Annotated in this window: 22 protein-coding genes; 3 read left to right on the forward strand and 19 right to left on the reverse strand. The window is 71.6% G+C overall.

Annotated features, from left to right (window positions below; translation table 11 throughout):
* Positions 1–20: 20 nt before the first annotated feature.
* From QSK34_RS13635 to nadD, 5 genes are all read right to left on the reverse strand, one after another.
* Complete coding sequence (locus tag QSK34_RS13635) at positions 21–1805, reverse strand: ABC transporter ATP-binding protein (protein ID WP_285583874.1); 1785 nt, start codon at positions 1803–1805, stop codon at positions 21–23.
* On the reverse strand, positions 1802–3517 hold the full coding sequence (locus tag QSK34_RS13640) for an ABC transporter ATP-binding protein (protein WP_285583884.1): 1716 nt from the start codon (positions 3515–3517) through the stop codon (positions 1802–1804). Before QSK34_RS13640 ends, QSK34_RS13635 begins: the two co-directional genes overlap by 4 nt.
* Before the next feature lie 51 nt (positions 3518–3568).
* Positions 3569–4210, reverse strand: a complete 642-nt coding sequence (locus QSK34_RS13645; protein WP_161478722.1) for a histidine phosphatase family protein — start codon at positions 4208–4210, stop codon at positions 3569–3571.
* Positions 4207–4608, reverse strand: coding sequence for a ribosome silencing factor (gene rsfS / locus QSK34_RS13650; protein ID WP_030454810.1), 402 nt, complete (start codon positions 4606–4608; stop codon positions 4207–4209). The genes QSK34_RS13645 and rsfS overlap by 4 nt, the downstream gene beginning before the upstream one ends.
* A gap of 80 nt (positions 4609–4688) precedes the next feature.
* Positions 4689–5288 carry a nicotinate-nucleotide adenylyltransferase gene (gene nadD, locus QSK34_RS13655; protein ID WP_161478721.1) on the reverse strand — a complete coding sequence of 200 codons (600 nt, stop codon included), beginning with the start codon at positions 5286–5288 and terminating at the stop codon, positions 4689–4691.
* A 65-nt stretch (positions 5289–5353) separates the two neighbouring features.
* Between nadD and QSK34_RS13660 the strand changes: the two genes are divergently transcribed.
* Entirely contained in the window at positions 5354–6373 is a 1020-nt protein-coding gene (locus QSK34_RS13660) for a M48 family metallopeptidase (protein WP_285583896.1), read from the forward strand.
* Here the strand turns inward: QSK34_RS13660 and QSK34_RS13665 are convergent.
* Genes QSK34_RS13665 through QSK34_RS13675 form a run of 3 tightly spaced genes read right to left on the reverse strand, consistent with a single transcriptional unit; the run spans position 6370 to position 9141 of the window.
* Positions 6370–8544: a serine/threonine protein kinase gene (locus QSK34_RS13665; RefSeq protein WP_285583898.1), complete on the reverse strand. Its 2175-nt coding sequence runs from the start codon at positions 8542–8544 to the stop codon at positions 6370–6372. The genes QSK34_RS13660 and QSK34_RS13665 overlap by 4 nt on opposite strands.
* A gap of 52 nt (positions 8545–8596) precedes the next feature.
* Entirely contained in the window at positions 8597–8980 is a 384-nt protein-coding gene (locus QSK34_RS13670; RefSeq protein ID WP_161478718.1) for a DoxX family protein, read from the reverse strand.
* On the reverse strand, positions 8977–9141 hold the full coding sequence (locus QSK34_RS13675; RefSeq protein ID WP_285583901.1) for a hypothetical protein: 165 nt from the start codon (positions 9139–9141) through the stop codon (positions 8977–8979). The genes QSK34_RS13670 and QSK34_RS13675 overlap by 4 nt, the downstream gene beginning before the upstream one ends.
* An 86-nt stretch (positions 9142–9227) precedes the next feature.
* Here QSK34_RS13675 and QSK34_RS13680 point away from each other — a divergent pair, with 86 nt between their 5' ends.
* Complete coding sequence (locus QSK34_RS13680; protein WP_285583903.1) at positions 9228–9872, forward strand: LuxR C-terminal-related transcriptional regulator; 645 nt, start codon at positions 9228–9230, stop codon at positions 9870–9872.
* An 86-nt stretch (positions 9873–9958) separates the two neighbouring features.
* Positions 9959–11722, forward strand: coding sequence for a hypothetical protein (locus QSK34_RS13685; protein ID WP_285583906.1), 1764 nt, complete (start codon positions 9959–9961; stop codon positions 11720–11722).
* Positions 11723–11738: 16 nt separating this feature from the next.
* Here QSK34_RS13685 and QSK34_RS13690 read toward each other — a convergent pair whose 3' ends face one another.
* The 11 genes from QSK34_RS13690 to QSK34_RS13740 all read right to left on the reverse strand — a co-directional run bounded on the left by QSK34_RS13690 (position 11739) and on the right by QSK34_RS13740 (position 24790).
* Complete coding sequence (locus QSK34_RS13690) at positions 11739–12989, reverse strand: glutamate-5-semialdehyde dehydrogenase (protein ID WP_285583908.1); 1251 nt, start codon at positions 12987–12989, stop codon at positions 11739–11741.
* 9 nt (positions 12990–12998) lie between these two features.
* Positions 12999–14108, reverse strand: a complete 1110-nt coding sequence (proB, locus tag QSK34_RS13695; RefSeq protein ID WP_285583928.1) for a glutamate 5-kinase — start codon at positions 14106–14108, stop codon at positions 12999–13001.
* A gap of 13 nt (positions 14109–14121) precedes the next feature.
* On the reverse strand, positions 14122–15468 hold the full coding sequence (gene obgE, locus QSK34_RS13700) for a GTPase ObgE (RefSeq protein WP_161478714.1): 1347 nt from the start codon (positions 15466–15468) through the stop codon (positions 14122–14124).
* Between the two features lie 77 nt (positions 15469–15545).
* Positions 15546–15803 (reverse strand): 50S ribosomal protein L27, encoded by a 258-nt coding sequence (gene rpmA / locus QSK34_RS13705; RefSeq protein ID WP_030454820.1) that lies wholly within the window; start codon positions 15801–15803, stop codon positions 15546–15548.
* Positions 15804–15809: 6 nt separating this feature from the next.
* The gene (gene rplU / locus QSK34_RS13710) at positions 15810–16124 is read right to left on the reverse strand and encodes a 50S ribosomal protein L21 (RefSeq protein WP_030454821.1); all 315 of its coding nucleotides are present in this window, start codon (positions 16122–16124) and stop codon (positions 15810–15812) included.
* A gap of 172 nt (positions 16125–16296) precedes the next feature.
* A complete protein-coding gene (locus tag QSK34_RS13715; RefSeq protein WP_502875457.1) occupies positions 16297–19035 on the reverse strand; it encodes an Rne/Rng family ribonuclease in 2739 nt (912 codons plus the stop codon).
* Positions 19036–19402: 367 nt separating this feature from the next.
* Positions 19403–20122, reverse strand: coding sequence for a TIGR03936 family radical SAM-associated protein (locus QSK34_RS13720; protein ID WP_232327746.1), 720 nt, complete (start codon positions 20120–20122; stop codon positions 19403–19405).
* Positions 20123–20242: 120 nt separating this feature from the next.
* Entirely contained in the window at positions 20243–22168 is a 1926-nt protein-coding gene (locus tag QSK34_RS13725; protein WP_030454824.1) for a TIGR03960 family B12-binding radical SAM protein, read from the reverse strand.
* 19 nt (positions 22169–22187) lie between these two features.
* Positions 22188–23072 carry a phosphotransferase family protein gene (locus QSK34_RS13730; RefSeq protein ID WP_051760541.1) on the reverse strand — a complete coding sequence of 295 codons (885 nt, stop codon included), beginning with the start codon at positions 23070–23072 and terminating at the stop codon, positions 22188–22190.
* Entirely contained in the window at positions 23069–24484 is a 1416-nt protein-coding gene (locus tag QSK34_RS13735) for an NsdA family TPR-like regulatory protein (RefSeq protein WP_285583948.1), read from the reverse strand. The genes QSK34_RS13730 and QSK34_RS13735 overlap by 4 nt, the downstream gene beginning before the upstream one ends.
* A gap of 54 nt (positions 24485–24538) precedes the next feature.
* Entirely contained in the window at positions 24539–24790 is a 252-nt protein-coding gene (locus QSK34_RS13740) for a hypothetical protein (RefSeq protein WP_062335186.1), read from the reverse strand.
* Between the last annotated feature and the right edge of the window lie 91 nt (positions 24791–24881).

Here is a 24881-nt window from a genome sequence, read left to right on the forward strand (position 1 = left end):
ATCCGGTGAATGAGTGCGAACTAGGTCAAGCTGTCGAGCCAGGCGCGATGCAGGCCCGCGAACCGGCCCGCGGCGGCGATCAGCTCGCCGGGCGGGCCGTCCTCGACCACCCGGCCGCCGTCGATCACGAGAACGCGGTCGGCGATCTCCACGGTCGACAGCCGGTGGGCGATGATCAGGGCGGTCCGGCCCGTCAGCACGGTCCGCAGAGCGCGCTGGACGAGCCGTTCGCTGGGGACGTCGAGGCTGGAGGTGGCCTCGTCCAGGATGAGCACGGCCGGGTCGGCCAGGAACACCCGCGCGAACGCGACGAGCTGCCGCTGCCCGGCCGACATGCGGGCGCCCCGTTTCCCGGCCTCGCCGTCGAGCGAGGAGACGAACCTCCGCACGCCGACCGCCGCCGCGGCCGCCTCCACCTCGGCCTCGGACGCCGACGGCCGCCCGAAGCGGATGTTGTCGGCCACGCTGCCGCCGAACAGGTAGTTCTCCTGGGTGACCATGACGACCGCCCGGCGCAGCTCCTCCTCGGAGAGATCGCGCAGGTCGACGCCGTCGAGGGTGATCGCGCCGGTGACGGGGTCGTAGAACCTGGCGATCAGCTTGGCCAGCGTCGTCTTCCCGGCTCCCGTCGCACCCACGACCGCGACCGTCTGACCGGCGGGGATGACGAGGTCGAGCCGGTGCAGCACCGGGACGTCGGGGTGGTAGTGGAAACGCACGTCCCGGAACCTGACCTCGCCCCGGGGGGCCGGCAGCGGCACCGGCACCAGGGGTTCGGGCACGCCGGGACGCTCCTCCAGCACGCCCGACAACTTCTCCAGCGCCGCCCCCGCCGACTGGAGGGTGTTGTAGAACTGCGAGATCTCCTGCATCGGCTCGTAGAACTGGCGCAGGTACAGCAGGAACGCGGCCAGCACCCCGACGGTGACCTCGCCGTGCACGGCCAGCCAGCCACCGTAGACCAGCACCGCCGCGATCGTGACGTTGCCGAGCAGCTTCACGCCCGGCTGGAACAGCGCGATCAGCCGCATGCCGGCCAGGTTGGCGGCCCGGTAGCGCTCGTCGAGCTCCTCGAAGATCTCCTGGTTCCGGTCCTCGCGGCGGAAGGTCTGGGCCGCCCGGATGCCGGTCATCGACTCCACGAAGTGGACGATCACCCCGGCGACCGCCTCGCGGCTGCGCCGGTAGGTGACCAGGGAGGCCCGCCGGAACCAGCGCGCCATCAGGAACAGCACCGGGAACGGCGCCAGCGCGACCAGTCCGAGCCGCACGTCGAGGACCAGCAGCATCACGGCCGTGCCGAACAGCGTCAGCACGGCCGTGATCAGCCCGTCGAAGCCGCCCGCGACCAGTTCGGCGATGGCCTCCACGTCGGAGGTCAACCGCGAGATCACCCGCCCGGAGGTGTACTTCTCGTGGAAGGCCGGGGACAACCGCTGGAACTGCGCGAACACCCGCCGCCGCAGCTCCAGCAGCGTCTCCTGCCCGATCTGGCCGGAGAACCGGAGGAACGCCTGCCGGGTCAGCGCCTGGGTGAGCGCGCAGCCGAGGATCGCCGCCACGATCAGCAGCAGGGTGCGGGGGCCCTGCGGGATGCCGACGTCGATGCCGACCTTCACCAGGTAGGGGATCGACAACCCCGCCGCGTTCGCCACCACGATCAGCACGACGAGCAGCCCGATCGCCCGGCGGTGCGGGCGCAGCAGATCGCCGAGCAGCCGCCGCGACCGGGCCCGGAGCAGGACGTCGGCCGCCTCGTCGAGGTCGTCGCGGTTCTCCGCCGCGACGCCGCGCCAGTCGGTCAACTCAGCACCTCCTCCGCCGCCAGGAGCGCCCGGTACCCCGGCACCCGGGCCAGTAACTCCCGGTGAGTGCCGACGTGGGTGATCGTCCCGCCGTCGAGGAGGGCGACTCGGTCGGCGAGCAGCACCGTGGAGGCCCGGTGGGCGACCACGATCCCGGTCGCGTCGGCCAGCACGTGGCGCAGCGCGTCCTCGACCAGCGCCTCGGTCTCGACGTCGAGCGCCGACAGGGTGTCGTCGAGCACCAGGACGCGGGGCCGCCCGAGCACCGCGCGGGCCAGCGCGAGCCGCTGCCGCTGCCCGCCCGAGAGCGACATGCCCTGCTCCCCGATCCGGGTGTCGAGCCCCCACGGCAGGTCGTAGGCGAAGGTCGCCTGCGCCACCTCCAGCGCGGCCCGCACCTCGGCGTCGGTGGCGTCGCGGTGACCGAGCGTCACGTTCTCGCGCACGCTCATGGAGAAGAGCGTCGCCTCCTCGAACGCCGTCGCCACGATCGACCGCAGGCACGGCAGGGTCAGGTCGCGGACGTCGTGACCGTCGACGGTCACCCGGCCCGAGGTGACGTCGAGGAGCCGGGGCACCAGCGCCGTCAGCGTGGTCTTGCCCGAGCCGGTCGCCCCGACCACGGCGAGCGTCTCGCCGGGCCGGACCTCCAGCCAGACGTCGTCGAGCACGGGCCGGTCGGCCCCGGGGAAGCGGAACCCGGCGCCCTCGAACCGCAGGTGCCCGCGCGGCCGGTCGAGCACGAGCGTGCCGCCGACGATGGCGGGCTCGGTGTCGAGCACCTCCAGCACCCGGTCGGCGGCGGTCATCGCCTCCTGGCCCATGGCCAGGATGAACCCGAGCGAGGACACCGGCCAGACGAGCTGCAGCACGAACGAGGTGAACGCCACCAGGGCGCCCAGCGTCAGCGCTCCCCCGCCGACGGCGGTCGCCCCGAGCAGCAGCACCAGCGCCAGGGTGACGCTGGGCACGATCTCCAGGAAGGTGAAGAACCGGGACGATAGCCGCACCTTGCCCAGCGCGGTCTCCTTGACGGTCACCGCGAGGTCGTCGTACCGGGAGAAGACGTGGGCCCCGCGGCCGAATGCCTTGATCGTGCGGATCCCGAGCGCCGACTCCTCGACGTGGGTGGCGAGGTCGCCCTGGCGGTCCTGGAGCGTGCGGGAGATCGCCCGGTAGCGCCGCTCGAACCGGTTGGACACCACGATGATCGGCACCGCCGCGAGGGCGACCAGCAGGCCGAGCGGCCAGTAGAGGTTGAGCAGGAGGACCGTCACCACGACGAGCTGGATGACGTTCATGACGAGGAACAGCGCGCCGAACCCGACGAAGCGGCGGATGGTGCCCAGATCGGTGGTGGCCCGGGAGAGGAGCTGTCCCGACTGCCACTCGTCGTGGAAGCTCATGGGCAGCCGCTGGAGGTGGGCGTAGAGGTCGTCGCGGAGGGCGGTCTCCACGCCGAACACCGCGACGCCCTGCGTCCAGCGGCGGAACCAGATCATGACCGCCTCGACCACGCCCAGCGCGAGGGCGAGCAGGCCGAGGGGGATCAGAGCGGCAAGGTCACCGCGGGCGATGGGCCCGTCGATGATCTCCTTGCCGACCATGGGGATCGCGAGCCCGGCGGCGATGCCGGCGACGGCGGCGATCCAGCTGACGATGACGACGGTTGCGAAGGGCCGGAGGTAGGACTTGAGTCGCCAGAGGGACAACAAGTGCATAGTCCCAAGGACTACAGGCTCAGCCCGTTTCCCGGGAGGCCACTATCGCGTGCCGTCGTCCTGGAACTCCGGTTTGTCGTCGCTGATCACGGGTTCGGGGAGGGTGCCGGCGTTGTGCTCGCCGAGCCGCCAGCCCTTGCGGCCCTGCTTGAGCAGCGACCACGAGCAGTTGCCGAGCCCGCCGAGCGTGTGCCACAACTCCCGCGGGAGCCCCAGCACGGCGAGCATGCCCAGGCGCAGCGCGGCGCCGTGGGAGACGACCACGAGCAGCCCGTCGTCGTCGATCTCCTCGGACCAGCGGAGGATCGCCGCCGACACCCGGGCGGCGACCTCGACCTCGGTCTCGCCGCCCGGCGGCTCGAAGACGGCGTATTCGGCCGGCCAGCGGGCCGCCAGGACGTCGCCCGTCAGGCCCTCCCACTCACCGCCGCCGCGTTCGCGCAGCTCCTTGTCGACGGTGACCGGCAGGCCGGTCACCCGGCCGAGCGCCAGAGCGGTGTCGTGGGCGCGGCTCAGGTCGCTCGACACGATCTTCGTGGGCCTGAGCGCGGCCAGCAGGGAGGCCGACCGGGCCGCCTGGGCGACCCCGGTCTCGTCGAGCGGGATGTCGGTGTGACCCTGGAAGCGGTGTTCGACGTTCCAGCGGGTCTGGCCGTGCCGGAGGCAGACGATCCGCCGGCTCACCCCTCACCCCGCGCCCGCTGGGCGGCGGCCTGCGCGACGCTCTCGGGCAGCGCGATGGCCGGGCAGTCCTTCCAGAGGCGCTCCAGACCGTAGAAGTGGCGCTCCTCCTCGTGCTGCACGTGGACCACGATGTCGATGTAGTCGAGCAGCACCCAGCGGCCCTCCCGCTCGCCCTCACGGCGGACGGGCTTGGCCTCGGCGTCGACGCGCAGGCGCTCCTCGATCTCGTCGACGATGGCGCGGACCTGGCGGTCGTTGGAGGCGGAGCAGACGACGAATGCGTCGGTGATCACCAGCCGGTCGCTCACGTCGTAGGCGACGATGTCGTCGGCGAGCTTGTCGGCCGCGGCCTCGGCGGCGACCGAAACGAGCTGGATCGATCGTTCAGATGCGGTCACGATGTGGTCTGTTCCTCCATGACGGGGATGTGATCCCAGAGTGCCCACCCCTCGGGGGGCTCTTCAAGCCTATTGCCGCCCTATCGGTAAAGACCCCGCTTGCCGATGTACTGGACGATGCCGTCGGGGACCAGGTACCAGATGGGCTGCCCGGCGGCCACGCGCTCCCGGCACTCCGACGACGAGATCGACAGGGCCGGCACCTCGATCAGGCTGACCTTGCCCGTCGGCAGCCCCGGGTCGTGCAGGGTGTGGCCGGGCCGGGTGCAGCCGACGAAGTGGGCGATCGTGAACAACTCCTCGGCGTCGCGCCAGCCGAGTATCTGGGCCAGCGCGTCGGCGCCGGTGATGAAGTAGAGCTCGGTCTCCGGCCCGTACGCCGCCGCGATGTCACGCAGCGTGTCGATCGTGTACGTCGGCCCCGGCCGGTCGACGTCGACCCGGCTGACCGAGAAGCGCGGGTTCGACGCGGTCGCGATCACCGTCATCAGGTAGCGGTCCTCGGCGGCCGAGACCGTGCGGTCGGCCTTCTGCCACGGCTGGCCCGTCGGGACGAAGACGACCTCGTCGAGGTCGAAGTGGTGGGCGACCTCGCTCGCGGCCACCAGGTGGCCGTGGTGGATGGGGTCGAAGGTGCCGCCCATGATGCCAAGCCGCCTGGTGACGGCCCCGTTTCTCATAGGACGGACGATAACGTCCGGCCTCTCACCGGGTTCATGCGCGGCGGCCGGAGCACCGACGTAGCATGCCGAGCATGACCACTCCCGATCGCACCCGCACGCCGCTGCCCGGCATCAGCTCCCGCGCCTACGAGCACCCCGCGGACCGGTCCGCCCTGGTGGCGATGCGCTCGCTGACCGGGTTCGACTCGGTGCTCAAGCGCACCTCCGGGCTCTTCTCCGAGCGGCGGCTGCGCCTGATGTTCCTCGCCTCGGCCGTCCGCACGTCGGAGACCCAGTTCCGGGGCCTGTACGACATGGGCCGCGACAGCGCCTACATCCTCGACCTGGCCCGGATCCCCGAGGTCTACGTCCAGCAGGATCCCAAGGTCTACGCGATGGCGATCGGCTTCGACGAGCCCTTCATCGTCGTCTCGACCGGCTGTCTCGACCTGCTCGACGAGGAGGAACTGCGGTTCGTCATCGGCCACGAGACGGCCCACATCCTGTCGGGGCACGCGGTCTACGGCACGATGCTGCAGATCCTCACCCGGCTGGCCACCCGGGTCGCCTGGATCCCCCTCGGCTACATCGGCCTGCGCGTGATCGTCGCCGCCCTCGAAGAGTGGGCCCGCAAGGCCGAGATGTCCGCCGACCGCGGCGGCCTGCTCGCGGGCCAGGACCCCGAGGCCGCGCTGCGCGCCCTGATGAAGCTGGCCGGCGGCTCCCGCCTCCACGAGATGAACATCGAGGCCTTCCTCGACCAGGCCCGCGAGTACGACACCGCCGGCGACGTCCGCGACGGCCTGCTCAAGGTGCTCAACCTGCTGGGCACCACCCACCCGTTCGCCGTCACCCGGGTCGCCGAGCTCGACCGCTGGCGCCGCGGCGGCGACTACGACCGCATCCTCACCGGCGACTACCCCCGCCGCACCGACGACCACAACGCCAAGATCTCCGACGAGGTCAAGGCCGCCGCGGCGTCCTACCGCGAGTCGTGGTCGCAGTCGCAGGACCCGTTCATCGGCGTGCTCCGCGACGTCGCCGAGGGCGCGGTCAACGCCGGGGAGCGCATCTTCAACCGCTTCTCGCGGAGGGAGAACTAGAAGAGCGAGCCGACGATCCTGACGGCGGCGGCGCAGATCGCGACGAACCCGCCGAGCACCGCCAGCGCGCGCAGCCCCTCCCTGCGCAGCTCCGGCAGCTCGGCGCCGACCTTCTCGACCTCGCGGCCGATGATCGCGCCGCAGACCACGCTGAAGACGAGCCCCGCGACCGTGACGGGCACGGCCTGCTCCCACCAGACGGGGGCCACCCGCCCGCCCGCGGTCGCCCACATCGCCCCGAACGCCAGCGCCCCGGCGGGCAGCCCCGGCCAGGCGACCGCGGCGATCAGCGCACCGGAGAACGACACCGGGAACAACCCGATCCGCAGGGCCTTCTTCAGCCGTCCGGGCCGGCGCGTCCGCGTCAGCCAGTGCCCCACCCAGAGGGCGCGGGCCAGCACGACGAACACCCCGGTCACCGCGAACGTGGCGACCGGGTAGACCACACACGCGATCACACACGGCACCGCCACGGCGGCCAGCATCAGCAACGAGGTCCCGCCCGTGGGAACCGCCTCGGGCGGCGGCTTGACGTTCCGCCTCCGCGTCCGCGTCCGCACCGCCGCCTCGGCCCCGAGCCGCGACTCGGCCTCCTCCCTGACGGCCTTGTCCTTGGTACGCCGCGACTCGGCCGACGGCGCGGCGGAGTCGGCGGAGCCTGCGTCCCGGGTCCGGCGACCGCCTTCAGCCGAACCGGCGCCCGCGACCTCCCGGGTCCGGCGGCCACCTTCAGCGGAACCGGCACCGGCCGCGTCCCGGGTGCGGCGACCGCCCTCGGCGGAACCGGTGCCGGCGGAGTCCCGGGTCCGGCGGCCACCTTCAGCCGAACCGGCACCTGCGGCCTCCCGGGTACGGCGCTCACCCTCGGCCGGGGCCGAAGTGGCCGCGTCCCGGCTCCGGCCACCCGCGGCCGAACCCGCACCAGCGGCGTCCCAAGCGCGACGCCCGCCCTCGGCCGGAGCCGCACCAGCGGCCTCCTGAGCCCGGCGGCCACCCTCGACCGACCCCGCACCAGCGGCATCCCGGGTTCGACGTCCACCATCTGCCGAACCTGAACTGGCCGCATCCCGGCCTCGACGACCGCCGTCGACGGACCCGGGACCGGCCATGTCCCGTGCTCGACGACCGCCGTCGACCGGTCCCGCACCGGCCGCCTCGCGCCCGCGGCGCCCATCCGCCGGATTCGGGCCGCTGGAGTCCCCAGCGCGACGCCCGCCATCGGCCGGGCCTGAACCGGCCGTGTCCCGGCGACGGCGGCCGCCGTCGGTGTCCCGGGCTCCGGAGTCGTCCACGGCGGCGGTGTCGCGGCCTCGGGCGCGCCGGGGCGGCTCGCCCTCGGTCTGGGCCTCCTTCTCGCGGGCGTCGTGTTCCTCCGCCGCGCGGGCCAGGCGGGTCATGCGGTCGGCGAGGATCGCGGCCGTCGGGCGTTTGGCCGGGTCGCGGTTGAGGGCGGCCCTGATCTGCGGGAGCAGGGCGGGCGGCACGTCCTTGAGGTCGGCCTTGCCGTGGAGGATGGCGTACATCTGGGACTCGGCGGAGCCGCCGCCGAAGGTGGGGCGGCCGGTGGCGGCGAAGGCCACGGTGGCGGCCCAGGCGTGGAGGTCGGCCGGTTCGCCGACCTGTTCCCCGGCGAAGAGTTCGGGCGCGGCGTAGCCGGGGGTGCCGAGGAAGGTCCCGGTCTGGGTCATCCGGGTCGCGTCGAGGACCTGGGCGATGCCGAAGTCGATCAGCACCGGGCCCTCGTCGCCGATCAGCACGTTGGCCGGTTTCAGGTCGCGGTGGACGATCCCGGCCGCGTGGATGATCGCCAGCGCGGTGGCCAGGCCGCGCGCGAGGCGGATGACCTCCACCTCGGGCAGCGGCCCGTCACGTTTCACCGCGTTGAGCAGGGTGTCGCCCGCGATGTGCTCCATGACCAGGTAGGGCCGGTCACCGGAGAGGTCGGCGTCGAGGACCCGCGCCACGTAGGGACTCTCCACCCGCCGCAGCGCGCGGACCTCGCGATCAAGCCGTAATCGGGCGTCGGCGTCGCCTTCGATGGCTTCGCGGAGCATCTTCAGGGCGACCTGCTCGCCCCGTTTGGTGGCCGCGAGATAGACCTCGCCCATGCCACCACGGCCCAGGCGCTCCAGGAGCGCGTATGGGCCGACCCGCCCCAGACGTCCACCCATAGGTGTGGTCACGATAGTGGAGCGCCACGACATTTCCCCGGAGGCACGCCGGTCATCGTCGGAAGACGTACCGATCCAGCGAGATCCGGCCGGGACCGGCCACGGCGAGCATGACCGCCACCGCCCCCAAGGCCGTGACGAGTTCGAACGAGCCGTCCTTGACGTGCACGAACAGGAACGCGCCCGACATCACCGCGAACAACATGGCCCCGGCGACGGCGGTCAGCAGCCCGAGCACGAGCATGACCCCGCCGCCGAGCTCGGCGACCGTGGCGAACCAGGCCGACGCGCGCGGGGCGGGCACGCCCGCCTGGGTCATCGCCTGGGTGGTGGCGTCGATGCCGCCGCGGGCCTTGGCCCAGCCGTGCTGGATGAACGTGGCTCCCAGCGCGACCCGGCCGAACAGCGCGGCGGCGTCGTACAGGGCGGGCCTCACCGGAGCAGGTGGTCGAGGCGGGCGCCGCGCTCGCGGAGCTCGGCCGGACGGGGTGCGGAGAGCCGCCAGCGAACCAGCCCATACCGCTCCAGGGCCAGCAGCAGCCGGTCGGCGCCCGCGACGACGGCCACGATGAAGCTCAGCGTGACGAGAAGATCCATGTGTCCAATGATTCACCGGCGATCACGCAGAGTGACTGAAGTGGTCGCCAAGTCATCCTCAAGAGCCTTAAGCCACTCTTTGACCCATGAGCGAACCCGTTACCGTCGTCGTGGCCGGCGAGACCTACCTGTACACCGAGGGGGTCCGCTGGGCCCTGGCCGAGGCCCCCGGGATCAAGCTGCTGGCACTGGCCCACGACGGTCCGGACGCGCTGAAGGCCGCCGTCAAACTCGGCCCCGACATCCTGCTGATCGACCTGACCCTCCTGCACGAGGTCGACTACATCGCCCGCCGCTGCCCCGACGTGAAGATCATCGTGGTCAGCCAGCACGCCGACGAGCTGAGCCTGATGGCCGCCATGCGGGCCGGCGCCCGCGGTTACGTCATGACCAGCGCCCACCCGGCCGAGCTGGCCGCCGCGATCCGCGCCGTCGGCGTCGGCCACCTGGTGTTCGCCCGCGAGGTGGCGGCCGGGCTGCGTGAGAAGCTGACCACGCGCTCGACCCGGACCGCCTTCCCCGAGCTGACCACGCGGGAGCACGAGGTGCTGGAGCACCTGGCCGACGGCCGGAGCAACGCCGAGATCGCCAAGGTGATGTGCCTGGCGCCGAAGACGGTCCGAAACCATGTGAGCAACGTGCTGACGAAGCTGGAGGCCGAGAGCCGCTTCGACGCCGCCATCCGGGCCCGCGACGCCGGCCTCGGCACCCGGGTGCTGCTGCGCGCTTAGGGCGGGTTTCCCGAAGCCGAAGTGTCACCCCTCAGTCAGCCCCCTCGTGATGGACCATGACGCGAGTCCATCCACGAAGGGGACAGATGTTCAAGAAGTCGAAGCAGAGATCCCCGTCGCCGTCACCGTCTCCTCGCGGGACCGTCGTCGACCCGAGGGCCGAGGACTCCGACACGGAGTTCATCAACCTCGATGAGGATTCGGAGGAAGAGGAGGAGGAATCGAGCGACGGGGAACCGAGCGTGGTGTCCCCGAAGCCGCCGATCGATCCGACCGCTCAGCCGCCCGGCGAGGAGGAGTCCTCCATCGACGGGGACGCCGTGACCGTCGAGGAGTCGATCGATGAAGACGACTCCGCGGACGACGACCCGGCGCCCACCTATGAGGAGCTCGACCAGAGCATCCCCTTCTTCGACGTCGACCATCTCTGGAAGTTCGCCGGCCTGCACGGCGACCTCGTGAAGAGACTGCTGGCCGGCCACGACGACCCCTCCTCCCGCGACCACCAGGCCGCCCTCCGCCTGGTCGCCGCGGCGCGTGCGGTGGTGCCCGACCCGCCGCTGCAGCCGTTCAGGGACGGCCGGGAGGGCGCCGAGTTCTGGCAGCTCGTCGGAAAGGCGCTGCGCGTCGGCGGGGCCGATCCCGTCGGCGTGCTGGCGGAGCTCGCCGCGGCCTGGGCCTACGTGCCGGAGACGCCGAAGGAGCCGGCGCCCCATGCCGCGATCAGCCTGGCCGTGCGTCAGGTGAAAGGCGAGGAGTTCCGCGCGAAGCAGTTCGTCCCGATGGTGCAGGAGCTCGTGAAGAAGGGCCCCTTCTTCGGCCGGCCGCATGTCAAGGTGGCCAGGACGAAGCAGTCCGCGACGGAGACGGACTGGAAGAAGGTCAGGAGCATCGCCCGCGGGTGGGTGCGTGGCGTGATCACCGCGCGCACGAACGGCCTGAAGGGCTACGAGGAAACCCTCTCCACCATGGTCAAGAACCAGGACCTGAAGGAAGACCGCGCCCGCGACCGTCTGGCCGACATGATCTACTGCCTGGGCCGCACCCGCGTGTGCGTCGCCATCCTCCACCAGGGCAACGAGATCGCCCTCTTCGCCAACAGCGGCGACAAGACGATGGCGGTGAGCCTGGAGCGGCTGCTGAAGGCCTCCCGGCTGACCGGACCGGCCCAGAGCGCGGCCGTCGACGACCTCCTGACGTTCATGTATCCGAACAAGAAGGCCCCCCAGGACGAATTCGCCCAGACTCGCCGACGACTCGTCAAGACCCTCGCCTACCTGGCCGAACTCGAGTCACGGCACGGCCGGATCCGCCCGGTCCCCGTCCCCACCGAGGTGGAGGGCATGCACGCGGAGATGCAGGCGGCCACCGTCGCCAGGAAGAAGCCGGGCGGCAAGCTCGGGATCTCGAAGTTGTGCTGCGTCAAGTGCTGGCTGGCGCTCACCGCCGGTCTGCCCGGCCTCTTCGACCGCCCGCTGGCCACCCACAAGAACTCCTATCCGTGGCCCCCGCCGCAGTTCCTGGAGGAACCCGAGGTCCTGGCCCGGCTCCTGGATCTCCACACCGACAAGCCCTACCTCGGCGTCGAGGACACCAAGCGGCTCCGGGAGGAGCTGGAGGAGAGGTCGCACTCGGCGGTCGTGAACGCCTTCGAGCTGTTCAGCAGCGTAACCAACGAGGACGTCGGCTACCTGTCGAGCGGCGACGAGGGCGCCGGCGAACCGGACGCCCACACCGCCGCCTACCAGCGTTACCTCAGCCGCGACGAACCGCTGAACAAGAACAAGCGCGACGCGACCACGCCGCAGACCACTGTGGTCCCGCAGGCCAAGAAGCAGAAGAAGACGTGACCGCCGTCAGCGCGGGTCAGCCGCGTACGTGCCCCTCGCCGACGTACACGAACTTGGTGGAGGTCAGCTCGGGCAGGCCCATCGGCCCGCGCGCGTGCAGCTTCTGGGTGGAGATGCCGATCTCGGCGCCGAAGCCGAACTCTCCGCCGTCGGTGAACCGGGTCGAGGCGTTGACCGCCACGGCGGCCGAGTCGACCAGCGCGACGAACCGCTTGGCCGCCGTCTGCGAGTCGGTCACGATCGCGTCGGTGTGGGCGGAGCCGTAGCGGGCGATGTGGGCGACGGCCGCCTCCAGCGACGGCACCACGGCGGCGGCGATGTCGTAGGAGAGGTACTCGGTGGAGTACTCCTCCTCGGTCACCGGGACCACGCCGTCGCCGCCCAGGGCCATGATCGCCGGGTCGCCGTGGACGGTCACGCCGGCCTCGGCCAGCGCCGCGACGGCCTTGGGCACGAACTCGGCGGCGATGGCCTCGTGGACGAGCAGCGTCTCGGCCGAGTTGCAGACCGACACCCGCTGGGCCTTGGAGTTCACCAGGATCTTGAGCGCGCGCTCCTGGTCGGCGGCGGCGTCGACGTACACGTGGCAGACCCCGACGCCCGTCTCGATGACCGGCACCGACGACTCCTCGACCACGCTGTTGATCAGGGACGCGCCGCCGCGCGGGATCAGCACGTCGACCAGCCCGCGCGCCCGCATGAGCTCCTTGACGGAGTCGCGGGTCAGGCCGGGCACGAGCTGCACCGCCCCGGCGGGCACCTCGGTGGCCTCCAGGGCCTCCTGCATGATCTTCACCAGCGCGGTGTTCGACGAGTAGGCGCTGGACGACCCCCGCAGCAGCACCCCGTTGCCGCTCTTCAGGCAGAGGGCGGCGGCGTCGACGGTCACGTTGGGCCGGCCCTCGTAGATGATCCCCACGACGCCCAGTGGCACCCGGATCTGCCGCAGCTCCAGTCCGTTGGGCAACGTGGAGCCCCGGATGACCTCGCCCACCGGGTCGGGCAACTCGGCGATCTCCCGGACGGCGTCGGCGATCTTCCCGATGCGCGGCACGTCGAGACGCAGCCGGTCGATCATCGCCTCGGACGTGCCGTCCTGCCGGGCCTTGGCGACGTCGGCGGCGTTGGCCTCGACGATCTCCTCCGCACGCGCGACCAGGGCGTCGGCGATGGCGCGCAACGCGGTGTCCTTGGCCGCGCGCGGCAGCGGGGCAAGGAGCCGGGCGGCTTCCTTCGCCGCGTTCGCCACCTGCAGGAACTCGCTCATTGACCGCTCCTAGAGAATCACTATGTCGTCACGGTGGATCAGTTCACGCTCGTATTCGGGCCCGAGGGCGCTGGCCAGCTCCCGGGTCGACCGGCCGAGCAGGTCGGGGATCTCGCCGGAGTCGAAGTTGACCAGCCCGCGCCCGACGAGTTCCCCCGACGGCCCGCAGAGGTCGACCGGGTCGCCGGCGGAGAACTCGCCCTCGACCTTGAGAACACCGGCGGGCAGCAGGGACATCCGCCGCCCGGCCACCGCCTTCACCGCGCCCTCGTCGAGATGCAGCCGCCCCCGGCCGGTGGTGGCGTGGGCGAGCCAGAGCAGGCGGGTGCCGGGGTGGCGGCCACCCGGGTGGAACACGGTGCCGACGTCGTCTCCGGCGAGCGCGTGGGCGGCGTGGGCGGCGGCGGTGAGCACGACGGGCACCCCGGCGCCGGTGGCGATCTTGGCGGCCTGGACCTTGGTGATCATGCCGCCGGTGCCCACCCGGCCGGAGGTGCCCAGTTCGACGCCTTCGAGGTCTTCGGGGCCGCGTACCTCGGTGATGCGGTTGGCTCCCCCGGGACGCCGCGGGTCGCCGTCGTAGAGGGCGTCGACGTCGGAGAGCAGGACCATCGCGTCGGCGTGGGTCAGGTGGGCGACCAGGGCGGCGAGGCGGTCGTTGTCGCCGAACCGGATCTCGTCGGTGGCCACGGTGTCGTTCTCGTTGACGACCGGCACGATGCCCAGCTCCAGCAGCCGCGCCAGCGTGCGCTGGGCGTTGCGGTGGTGGGAGCGCCGCATCATGTCGTCGGCGGTCAGCAGGACCTGGCCGACGCGCAGCCCGTAGCGGGCGAAGGAGCTTGTGTAACGTGCCACCAGCACGCCCTGGCCGACCGAGGCGGCGGCCTGCTGGGTGGCCAGGTCCTTCGGCCGGGCCTTCAGCCCGAGCGGGCCGAGCCCGGCCGCGATGGCGCCGGAGGAGACGAGCACGATCTGGGTCCCGGCCGCGCGGCGGGCCGCCAGCACGTCGACCAGCGCGTCGACACGGTCGACGTCGATCATGCCCTGCGGGGTCGTCAGCGACGACGAGCCCACTTTGACGACGATCCGCCCGGCCGTGCCGATGCGCTCCCGGACCATTTCGAGGTGCCCCCTAGTCGATGCGGTTGTCGGAGCCTCTGGGACCGCCGACCCTGGCGCCCATGGTGGGCTGCCAGTCGAAGATGTAGCCGTTCTCCATCGAGCCGATCACGACCTCGGCGCCGGGCTCGGCCCCGGCGTTCACCAGGGCCTCCTCGACGCCCAGCCGTTCGAGACGGTCGGCCAGGTAACCCACGGCCTCGTCGTTGGTGAAGTCGGTCTGCCGGATCCAGCGCTCGGGCTTCTCGCCGGTGACCTGGAAGGTGCGCTCGTTGACGCGGCGGACCGAGAACCCGGTCTCGCCGAACTGCTTGGGCCGGATGACCAGCCGCGTCGGCTCCTCGACGGGCTTGTCGGCGCGGTCGCGCTCGACCATCTCGGCCATCGCGAAGGCGAGCGGCTTGAGGCCCTCGTGGGTGGCGGCGGAGATCTCGAACACCTGCAGGCCGCGCTCCTCCAGGGAGGCCTTGACGAGGTCGGCCAGGTCACGCCCGTCGGGCACGTCGACCTTGTTCAGCACGACCATGCGGGGACGGTCCTGCAGCGAACCGTAGGCCTCCAGCTCGGCCTCGATGACGTCGAAGTCGGTCAGGGGGTCGCGACCGGGCTCCAGGGTGGCGCAGTCGAGGACGTGCACGATCGTCGAGCAGCGCTCGACGTGGCGGAGGAACTCGTGGCCCAGGCCCTTGCCCTCCGACGCCCCCGGGATCAGTCCCGGCACGTCGGCCACGGTGAACACGACGTCTCCGGCCGTGACCACGCCGAGGTTGGGCACGAGCGTCGTGAACGGGTAGTTGGCGATCTTCGGCCGGGCCGCCGACAGCGCCGCGATCAGCGACGACTTCCCGGCGTTGGGGAACCCGACCAGCGCCACGTCGGCGACCGTCTTGAGTTCCAGGACGATGTCGCCCTCGTCGCCCGGCTCGCCCAGCAGCGCGAACCCGGGCGCCTTGCGCTTGGCGCTGGCCAGCGCGGCGTTGCCCAGGCCGCCGAAGCCGCCCTGCGCGGCGACGTAGCGGGTGCCGACGCCGACCAGGTCGACCAGCACCTCACCGGTCTTGGCGTCCTTCACGACGGTCCCGTTGGGGACCTTCAGGACGACGTCCTCCCCGGTGGCGCCGTCGCGGTTGGCGCCCATGCCCTGCTTGCCGTTGGGCGCCTTGCGGTGCGGCCGGTGGTGGTATTCCAGCAGCGTGGAGGTGTTGGGGTCGACCTCCAGGACGACGTCGCCGCCCCGCCCGCCGTTGCCGCCGTCGGGGCCGCCGAGCGGCTTGAACTTCTCGCGGTGGACGGACGCGCAGCCGTTCCCGCCGTCTCCCGCCTTGATGTGCAGGAGGACGTGGTCCACGAAATCCGCCACAACGATCCTTTCGGTTCTAATGACAACGAGGCGGATCGGATAACCGACCCGCCTCGTCCTTACCGGTGTGCGCGGATCTACTCCGCGACCGGGATGATGCTGACCGCGCGGCGACCGCGCTTGCGGCCGAACTGCACGTGACCCGCCGACAGCGCGAACAGCGTGTCGTCGCCGCCACGGCCGACGTTGTCGCCCGGGTGGAAGTGCGTGCCACGCTGGCGGACGATGATCTCGCCGGCGTTCACGAGCTGGCCACCGAAGCGCTTGACACCGAGCCGCTGAGCGTTCGAGTCACGGCCGTTCCTGGTGGACGAGGCGCCCTTCTTGTGTGCCATGATTCACTACTTCCCGGAGTCGATGCCGGTGACCTTCACCTGGGTGTACCGCTGGCGGTGACCCTGGCGCTTCTTGTAACCGGTCTTGTTCTTGTACTTGAGGATGCGGATCTTGGGGCCCTTGACCTCGCCGAGAACCTCGGCGGTCACCGCAAAACGGGCCAGGGCGGCGGCGTCATGCGTGACATCGCCGTCGTTGACGACGAGGAGAGCCGGAAGCGTCAGCGAAGAACCAACCTCGCCCGCACCCGCGTCCACCTCGATGACGTCTCCGACGGAGACCTTCTGCTGCCTGCCGCCGCAACGAACGATCGCGTACACCGCGGAACCCTTCTTGTCTACTGGATGCTGCGCCCCGACATCCGATCGCTAACAGATGAACCGGCGAACCAGGAGGGGCGCGCGAAGCCAAGCGCGCCACCAGGGCGCGCCGGTTCTCTAGGGTACCGGGTTCCGGTCCCGAGGTCGAACCGAGCGGCCCGCCGGTGGTGAACTAATCCGCTGACCTTGACCTTCGCGACCGGCGCCGAGTACGCGGCTGGTCGTCGACGGTGTCGGTCACCGTGTCGCGCGAGTCGCGGGAGTCGTGGGCCGCGACGGCGTTGCCGCCGTTCTCGGCCTTCTCCAGCTTCTCGGCCACGGCCTTCTCGATCGCCATCTTGCCCTGCGTGCCGCGCGGCTCGGGCTTCCCGTCGACCGGCTCGGTCGAGATGATCACCCCGCGCCCGTGGCAGCAGTCGCACTGCGTCGAGAACGCCTCCAGCAGCCCCTGGCCCACCCGCTTACGGGTCATCTGCACGAGACCCAGCGAGGTGACCTCGGCCACCTGGTGCTTGGTGCGGTCGCGCGCCAGGCACTCCAGCAGGCGGCGCAGCACCAGATCGCGGTTGCTCTCCAGCACCATGTCGATGAAGTCGATCACGATGATGCCGCCGATGTCGCGCAGCCGGAGCTGGCGGACGATCTCCTCGGCGGCCTCCAGGTTGTTCCTGGTGACCGTCTCCTCCAGGTTGCCGCCCTGGCCGGTGAACTTGCCGGTGTTGACGTCGACGACGGTCATCGCCTCGGTCCGGTCGATCACCAGCGAGCCGCCCGAGGGCAACCAGACCTTGCGCTCCATCGCCTTGGCGATCTGCTCGTCGACCCGGTAGGCGGCGAAGACGTCGACGTCCTCGTCCCACTTGGCGACGCGTTCGGCGAGGTGGGGGGCGACGTAGTCGACGTACTCCTCGACCGTCCGGGCGACCTCGTCACCCGAGACGACCAGGTTGGCGAAGTCCTCGTTGAAGACGTCGCGGACCACGCGGATCGTCATGTCGGGCTCGGCCGACAGCAGCTCCGGCGGGCTCGCCGACTTGGCCTTCTTCTGGATGCTCTCCCACTGGGCCGCCAGGCGGGCAACGTCGCGGGCCAGCTCCTCCTCCGAGGCCCCCTCGGCGGCGGTGCGCACGATCACGCCCGCGTTCTCGGGCATGACCTTGCGCAGGATCTGCTTGAGCCGGGTGCGCTCCTTGTCGGGGAGCTTACGGGAGATGCCGGTCATCGAGCCGTCGGGCACGTAGACCAGGTATCGGCCGGGGAGGCTGATCTGGGAGGTGAGCCGGGCGCCCTTGTGGCCCATGGGGTCTTTGGTGACCTGCACCAGCACCGACTGGCCCGACTTCAGCGCGGCCTCGATGCGGCGCGGCTGACCTTCGAGCCCGGCGGTGTCGAAGTTGACCTCACCGGCGTAGAGCACCGCGTTGCGGCCCTTGCCGATGTCGACGAACGCCGCCTCCATCGAGGGCAGCACGTTCTGCACCTTGCCGAGGTAGACGTTGCCGACGTAGGACTGGCTCGCCTCGCGGTCGACGTAGTGCTCGACCAGCACGCCGTCTTCGAGCACCGCGATCTGGGTGCGACCGCCGTGACGGCGCACGACCATGACGCGCTCGACCGACTCGCGGCGGGCCAGGAACTCCGACTCGGTGATGATCGGCGGACGGCGGCGGCCCAGCTCGCGCCCCTCGCGGCGGCGCTGCTTCTTGGCCTCCAGCCGCGTGGACCCGCGGAAGCCCTGCACCTCGTCGACCGACGACGTGGTGGTGCGGCCGGCCCGCGGCGCGCGGATGCGCACGACGGTGTTGGGCGGGTCGTCGGAGACGACCGCGTCGTCCTCGCCGCCCCGGCGGCGACGGCGGCGACGGCGGCGCGAACCGCCCTCGGAGCCCTCGCCCTCGTCGTCGGCGTCCTCGTCGGACTCCTCGGCGGCGGCCTGGGGCTCCTCCTCGGACTCCTGGGCCTCGCCGTTCTCGTCCCGGCCCCGCCCGCGGCCACGGCCGCCACGGCGGCGCCGGCGACGGCGCGAGCCGTCGCCCGACTCGTCGTCGCCCTCGTCGTCGGACTCCTCCTCGGCCTCCTCGGCGGCGACCGGCTCGGGTTCGGGCTGCGGCTGGGCCGGAGGCTGCGGGGCCGGCTGCTGCGGCCGGGCCGGGATCGCCGCGGCGGCGTCGGGCGCCTGGAACAGCGGCTGGAAGACGGCGGCCGGACGCTGGAAGGTGTACTGCTGCGGCTGCTGCTCGGCCGCGTGGAAGCCGAACGGGTCGGCCAGCCGCGACGGCTTGGCGCCCTCGTCGAGGTCTTCGAGGTCCTCACCGGCCGGCTCGTCGTCGAGCGGCTCCTCGGTGGGCAACGTGAACATCATCGCGGCCGCGACCTGGGCCTCCGCCGCGTTCAGCGCACTGGATCGTTCCGTGGCGCCCTCTTCGTCCCTCTTGCGGGTGCGGCGCCGTCTGGTCGGCTTCTCGTCCTCTTCGGAGACCGCCTCCGGCGTCTCCTCGGTCTTCTTTCTGGTACGGCTCCGCCGCACGGGCTTGGCCGTCTCGGCGTCGGGCGCGACCTCGGCCTGGGCCGCCTCGACGGCCGCCGTGACCTCGGGCGCGGCCGACTCCACGACCACCTCGGAGACCTGGCCGCCAGCCGACGGCGCTTCCGCGGCCTGCCAGGCAGCATCGGGCGCGGGGGTCTCCGGAGCGGCGGCCTCCTTGGCCGCGCGGCTGCGCGTCGTGCGCTTACGGGCCGGGCGGCTCTCGCTCACCTCGGCCTCGGCGGCGGGCGCCGGGGGCGCGGCGGGCGTCTCGCCGGTCGCGGCCTCGTCGTCGGCAGAACGGGTCCGCCGGCGGGTGCGCTTGGGCTTCTCGGCCGGCTCGGCGGCTTCGGGAGCCGCGGGCGCGGCCTCCGAGGATGCGGGCACGGCCTCCGAGGATGCGGGCGTGCCGTTGGAGGCGGACGTGCCGGTGGCAGCCTGAGACGCCGCAGCGGCCGCCGGGTCAGCCGTGCCGAGGGCGGTGGCCACGGACACCTGGATGGCGGGCGCCGGGGGGATCTCGTCGGGTTCCGGCGGCGGACCCGCCGGCCGGCTGGCCGACCGTCTGCGGGCAGGCTTCGCCGTTGTCACCGAGGACGTCGTATCTGCAGTTGTCGTATCGCCGACAGTGGGCTCGTTGTCGAGCATGCGGGCGCTCTCCCGTCAGCCCCCGGGCGCGTTTCCGCGCCGCGCGGGGGCTCTTCTCGTCTCTCGCGGTCCGCCCGGCCACCTTCCGGGGCCATGGCGGCAAGTCCTATTGGTCTCCACCAACCCGGTCGGCTTCGAGCGGGTCGGCGGGCTCACCGGTCGACGCGTCAAGGGGCCCCTGCGCCAGCCTGGTCACCGAAGGCGGTGACGGCGGCGCGAAGTCGGCCACGAGACGCAGACCCATGAGCACGTCGTCGGGTCGGACGGCCGGAGTTTCGTGCCGAACAACCATGCGAAGTATGACACACGACTGATTCGGCCCTCCCTCCACGTGATCGTCCTGGTCAGCGGTCAGCGACACCAGCGATGCCACGGCCCCCCGGGCGTCGAAGTTCCGCATCCCCTTCTTGGTCAGGCGTTCGACCGCGACCTCTCCTGCGGTCATGAATTCCTTCACCGCACCCTCGGCCGCCGCCGGATCGGCTCCCGGCAGGCGCACCTCCCACAACGAGCCCTCCAGCCGGTCGGCCAGGCTGCCCGCGCGTGCCTCGACCACGTCGAGCACGTCGAGGCCCGGCGGCAGCGAGGCGTCGAGAGCGGCGCGCAACTCCTGCGGACGGCAGGGGCGGGTCACCGCGATCTCGAGGTATTCGGCCTCGCTGGCCACCCCGGTGGGGGCGGCACCCGCGTAGGAGATCCTCGGGTGAGGGCTGAACCCGGCGCTGAAGGCCACCGGGATGTCAGCCCGCCGGACCGCCCTTTCGACGGCACGGGAGATGTCGCGGTGACTCGTGAAGCGCAGCCGCCCTCGTTTCGCGTAGCGCACGCGCAGACGCTGCGCCACCGGCGCGGGCGGGGGCCCATCGGGTGCGGGTTTCAGAGGTCCGTGTTCCTTCCAGTCTCGTTTCGTGGGCCTGGGGGAAGCCGCTCCCCCGGGCCGTCTTCCTCAGGATACGACCGTCAGCGGGAGCAGTTTGCGGCCCGTCGGGCCGATCTGGATCTCCGTGCCCATGGTCGGGCAGACGCCGCAGTCGTAGCAGGGCGTCCAGCGGCAGTCTTCGACCTCGACGTCGTTGACGGCGTCCTGCCAGTCCTGCCAGAGCCATTCGCGGTCGAGGCCGGCGTCGAGGTGGTCCCACGGGAGCACCTCGTGCTCCTCGCGCTCCCGGATGGTGTACCAGTCGACGTCGACCGGCTCCCCGTCGAGCGCCTGGGCGGCGCAGGCCATCCACCGGTCGTAGGAGAAGTGCTCGCTCCAGCCGTCGAAACGGCCCCCGTCTTCCCAGACCGCCCGGATGATCTTGCCGACGCGGCGGTCGCCCCGAGACAGCAGGCCCTCCACGATCGACGGTTTGCCGTCGTGGTAGCGCATGCCGATCGCCTTGCCGTACTGCTTGTCGTTGCGCAGGGCGTTGCGGAGCTCCCGCAGCCGCCGGTCGACGGTCTCGTGGTCGGCCTGCGCCGCCCACTGGAACGGGGTGTGCGGCTTGGGCACGAACCCGCCGATCGACACCGTGCAGCGGACGTCGCGCGACCCGGTCGCCTCACGGCCGGCCTGGATGACCTTCCGCGCCAGGTCGGCGATGCCGAGGACGTCGACGTCCTCCTCGGTCGGCAGGCCGCACATGAAGTAGAGCTTCACCTGCCGCCACCCCTGGCTGTAGGCCGTGGTGACGGTGCGGATCAGGTCTTCCTCGCTGACCATCTTGTTGATGACCTTGCGCATCCGCTCCGAGCCGCCCTCGGGGGCGAAGGTGAGCCCGGACCGGCGCCCGTTGCGGGAGAACTCGTTGGCCAGGTCGATGTTGAACGCGTCGACCCGGGTCGACGGCAGCGAGAGCGAGACGTTGCTGCCCTCGTAGCGGTCGGCCAGGCCCTTGGCGACGTCGCCGATCTCCGAGTGGTCGGCGCTCGACAACGACAGCAGGCCGACCTCGCTGAAGCCGGACTCCCTGATGCCGTTGTCGACCATCGCGCCGATCGTGGTGATCGACCGTTCGCGCACCGGACGGGTGATCATGCCCGCCTGGCAGAACCGGCAGCCGCGGGTGCAGCCCCGGAAGATCTCCACGCTGAACCGCTCGTGGACCGTCTCGGCCAGCGGGACCAGCGGCTTCTTCGGGTAGGGCCACTCGTCGAGGTCCATCACGGTGTGCTTGAACACCCGCGAGGGAACCCCCGAACGGTTGGGCACGACCCGCTTGATCCGCCCGTCGGGCAGGTATTCGACGTCGTAGAACCTCGGGACGTAGACCCCGCCGGTCTCGGCCAGCCGCAGCAGCACGCCGTCGCGCCCGCCGGGCTCGCCCTCGGCCTTCCACTCGCGGATGACCTCGGAGATCGCGATGGCGATCTGCTCGCCGTCGCCGAGCACGGCGGCGTCGATGAAGTCGGCGATCGGCTCGGGGTTGAACGCCGCGTGGCCGCCGGCCAGCACGATCGGGTCGTCGGGACCCCGGTCGGCCGCGCTGAGCGGGATGCCCGCCAGGTCGAGCGCGGTCAGCATGTTGGTGTAGCCGAGCTCCGTCGAGAACGACAGGCCCAGCACGTCGAACGCGCGCACCGGCCGGTGGGCGTCGACGGTGAACTGCGGGACGCCTTCGGCCCGCATCAGCCGCTCCAGGTCGGGCCAGACCGCGTAGGTCCGCTCGGCCAGGGTCTCGGGGAGCTCGTTGAGGATCTCGTAGAGGATCTGGACGCCCTGGTTGGGCAGGCCGACCTCGTAGGCGTCGGGATACATCAGCGCCCAGCGAACCGTGGCCTCGTCCCAGTCCTTGACCGTCGAGTTGAGCTCACCCCCGACGTACTGGATCGGCTTCTGCACCTTGGGCAGCAGGGCTTCCAGGCGGGGAAACAGCGACTCGACAGACATGTGACCCAGGGTATAGGAGCTAGAAGGCGCGCCAGGTCCGGTTGTCGCCCGCCCGGAGCGAGGCCAGCCGGAACCGGAGCACTCCCAGGGCGTCGCGGTCGAGGTGGGCGTTCCTCAGCAGCGCCGTCAGCGTCTGGAGCTCCCGGGTGTCGCGCAGCACCGGATAACCGGCCCAGTGGCGGATGTCGTAGCCATAGGCCTCCACGAATCCGTCGCGCTGCGCCTCGGTGAGACCGAACCTGACCCCGGCCATGGTCGGCGCCAGGTCGATCTCACGTGGCCCGGCGCTCACCGAGTCCCAGTCGCACAGCAGGTGGCCCCCAGGTGTACGGAGCAGGTTTCCCCGGTGCGCGTCACCGTGAACGAGTCCGTACGGCAGGGAGAACTCCAGCCGCTCGTAATAGGCGTCGGAGAGCGCCGAGCACCGTTCGGTCAGCCACTCGCGCTCTTCGGGATCGATCGCGCGGGCGTCCGCGATGGCCCGCCTGATGGTCCCGAACGGGTCGTAGGTCGGCAGGTCGAACGGCACCGGCGGCAGCGCGTGCAGCCGCCGGAGCAGCAGGCCGAGCGGGACGGGACCCGGGGGCGGGCCGTCCTGCTCCTCGTAGTGCCAGAAGGTCACCAGGTGGCCGTCGACCGCGATGGGCTGGCGGACCTCGGCGGGCCGGGTGGCCGGGAAGCCCTGCGCGGACAACCACCGGGTGACCTTGATGGAGGTGACCAGGCGGTCGTACTTGCCGGGCGTGGTGGCGGTCGCCATGCGTACCACCAGACCCTCTTCCGGCAGGTGGTAGACGACGTTGGCGAAGCTGCGCAGGAGCCGGGCCCCGGCGGAGCTCAGACCGGCCTCGCGGCAGGCCTCGATCAGCGCTCCCGGGATTCCGGCGACGAGGGGGACGGTCACGGGGAGAGCCTCCGCTGGTCGGATGCGGCCACGGTGTGGGTGAGGCCGACGGAGCAGAACCCCTCGATCTGGCGGGCCATCCGGTCGGACACCAGCGACCGGCTGGCCGCGAGGGTGGCCCCCAGGCTGTCGATGCGCCGGTCGGGAGGCAGTTCGAGCAGCGGCGCCACGGCCTGCTCGGCGCCCTCCTGGTCGTCCTCCATGACGTAGGCGATGGCCAGATGGGCGCGGGCCATGGCCTCGCACCCGTAGGAGCGGTTCTCCCGCTCGTCGGTGGAGTAGAGGGCGATCGACTCGGCCGCCTCCTGGATCGCCCGGGAGGCGTCGCCCAGATGGAGATGGGTGACGGCGGCGTAGTAGTGCTGCTTGGCGGGCCGGAAGGCGAACTCCCCGGCGATCTCGTCGTGGAGCTCGTCGCGGCCGCCCCGGGCGCGCGCCTCCTCGGCCCGCAGCAGGGCCTCCCGCGCCTCTTCGGTACGGCCCAGCATCGCGGCCGACCGGGCCCGGAGCATGTAGAGCCGGGCCCCGCCCGACCCCGTGTTGAGATGGGTGAGCGCGTCTCCGGCGTACCGGAAACTGTCCTCGTAACGCCGGTCCCACAGGGCCACCGACGCCTGCATCCCGCGTGACCACCCCATGAGGGAGGTGTTCCCCGCGATGCGGCCGTACGTCCACGCCGCGCGGGCGAGGGTGTCGGCGGGCAGCCGGCGGCCCATGTCCATGCTGGCGTTGGCCATCAGGCCGCAGAGCGCCCCGGTGAGGAAGTAGAGGTCCTGCGCCTGCCCGGGGTGGATGCGCCGGTCGAGGGCCTTGCGGGTCTGTTCCTGCAACACCCGCATCTCGATGAACAGCGGGAGCGGCGACTCCCAGACGTACCGCCGGCCCACCCAGACCACCTGCGTGCGTAAACGTTCCAGCGCGCCCGCGCCGAGCTCGCTGTTCTCGACCTCCTCGGCGTGCTCGCTGGCCTCGCGCGCGGCGTCCTCGACCGGGTCGGCGGTGCCGGCCGCGGCGTGCGCCCGGCGGGCCTCCTCGGGCGTGTAGTCGCGGGCGAAGCCGAGCTGCACCGGGCCGGTCTCGAACAGCCGGCACAGCAGGTCGGTGTACTCACGGTCGGGCCGCGACCCGGCCTCCCACTCCCGCCAGGAGCGTTCGGACAGGCCGCGCCGTTTGATGCCGGCCCGGTCGCACATGCCGTGGAACCGCTCGATCGCCTCTTCGACGGTCCAGCCGTTGGCCAGCCGCATGCACTTCAGGCGCGAGGTCTGCGGGGAACCGGCGTGGATCTCCTCCGCGATCTGGTGGATGATCGCGGTCGAGGGCGGTTCCCCCAGCGCGGCGAGGGTGCGGTCGCGGATCGCCGAGGCGAACTGGATGGCGGAACGGTCGGCGCCGCGGGCGGAGTAGGTCATGCTCTCTCCAGGTGGGGACGGTGCCACGCTAGCGTCGCGATCGTCACGAAACGGTCACCGCGCAGCCTGAGAGCCGCTCTCACGGCCCGTCCGGAAAGGGCCCACCTCACCGCCGCTCCGGACCTGGGCCATGAACAACTGCCCGCAGAGGCTGCCCGGTGTGTCGGCGAACCACACCATCGGCGGGTTGCCGGCCGCCGCGGCGGCCCACCGGCCGTTGCCGTAAACGATCCGGTAATCGGGAAAGGCCTTGCGGAGCAGGTCCAACGCGCGCATTCGCTCACGCGCCTCGTCGTCCGGGGTCACGCTTCCTCCGTCTGCGGAGTCACCGCCTATTCAAGGTTCGTTCCCAGAGTGTTCGCCGAACGGTGGCCGCGCCAGTGAGAGCCCGCCGCAC

It is taken from the genome of Herbidospora sp. NBRC 101105 (genome assembly GCF_030269205.1).
GTDB lineage: Bacteria > Actinomycetota > Actinomycetes > Streptosporangiales > Streptosporangiaceae > Herbidospora > Herbidospora solisilvae.

Coding starts and splice junctions, on each gene's coding strand:
- QSK34_RS13735 (WP_285583948.1), bottom strand. CDS start 24,484: ATGACCTACTCCGCCCGCGGCGCCGACCGTTCCGCCATCCAGTTCGCC.
- QSK34_RS13675 (WP_285583901.1), bottom strand. CDS start 9,141: ATGGATCTTCTCGTCACGCTGAGCTTCATCGTGGCCGTCGTCGCGGGC.
- QSK34_RS13690 (WP_285583908.1), bottom strand. CDS start 12,989: ATGAGCGAGTTCCTGCAGGTGGCGAACGCGGCGAAGGAAGCCGCCCGG.
- QSK34_RS13725 (WP_030454824.1), bottom strand. CDS start 22,168: ATGTCTGTCGAGTCGCTGTTTCCCCGCCTGGAAGCCCTGCTGCCCAAG.
- QSK34_RS13680 (WP_285583903.1), top strand. CDS start 9,228: ATGAGCGAACCCGTTACCGTCGTCGTGGCCGGCGAGACCTACCTGTAC.
- proB (WP_285583928.1), bottom strand. CDS start 14,108: ATGGTCCGGGAGCGCATCGGCACGGCCGGGCGGATCGTCGTCAAAGTG.
- QSK34_RS13665 (WP_285583898.1), bottom strand. CDS start 8,544: ATGGGTGGACGTCTGGGGCGGGTCGGCCCATACGCGCTCCTGGAGCGC.
- nadD (WP_161478721.1), bottom strand. CDS start 5,288: ATGAGAAACGGGGCCGTCACCAGGCGGCTTGGCATCATGGGCGGCACC.
- QSK34_RS13660 (WP_285583896.1), top strand. CDS start 5,354: ATGCCGAGCATGACCACTCCCGATCGCACCCGCACGCCGCTGCCCGGC.
- QSK34_RS13685 (WP_285583906.1), top strand. CDS start 9,959: ATGTTCAAGAAGTCGAAGCAGAGATCCCCGTCGCCGTCACCGTCTCCT.
- rpmA (WP_030454820.1), bottom strand. CDS start 15,803: ATGGCACACAAGAAGGGCGCCTCGTCCACCAGGAACGGCCGTGACTCG.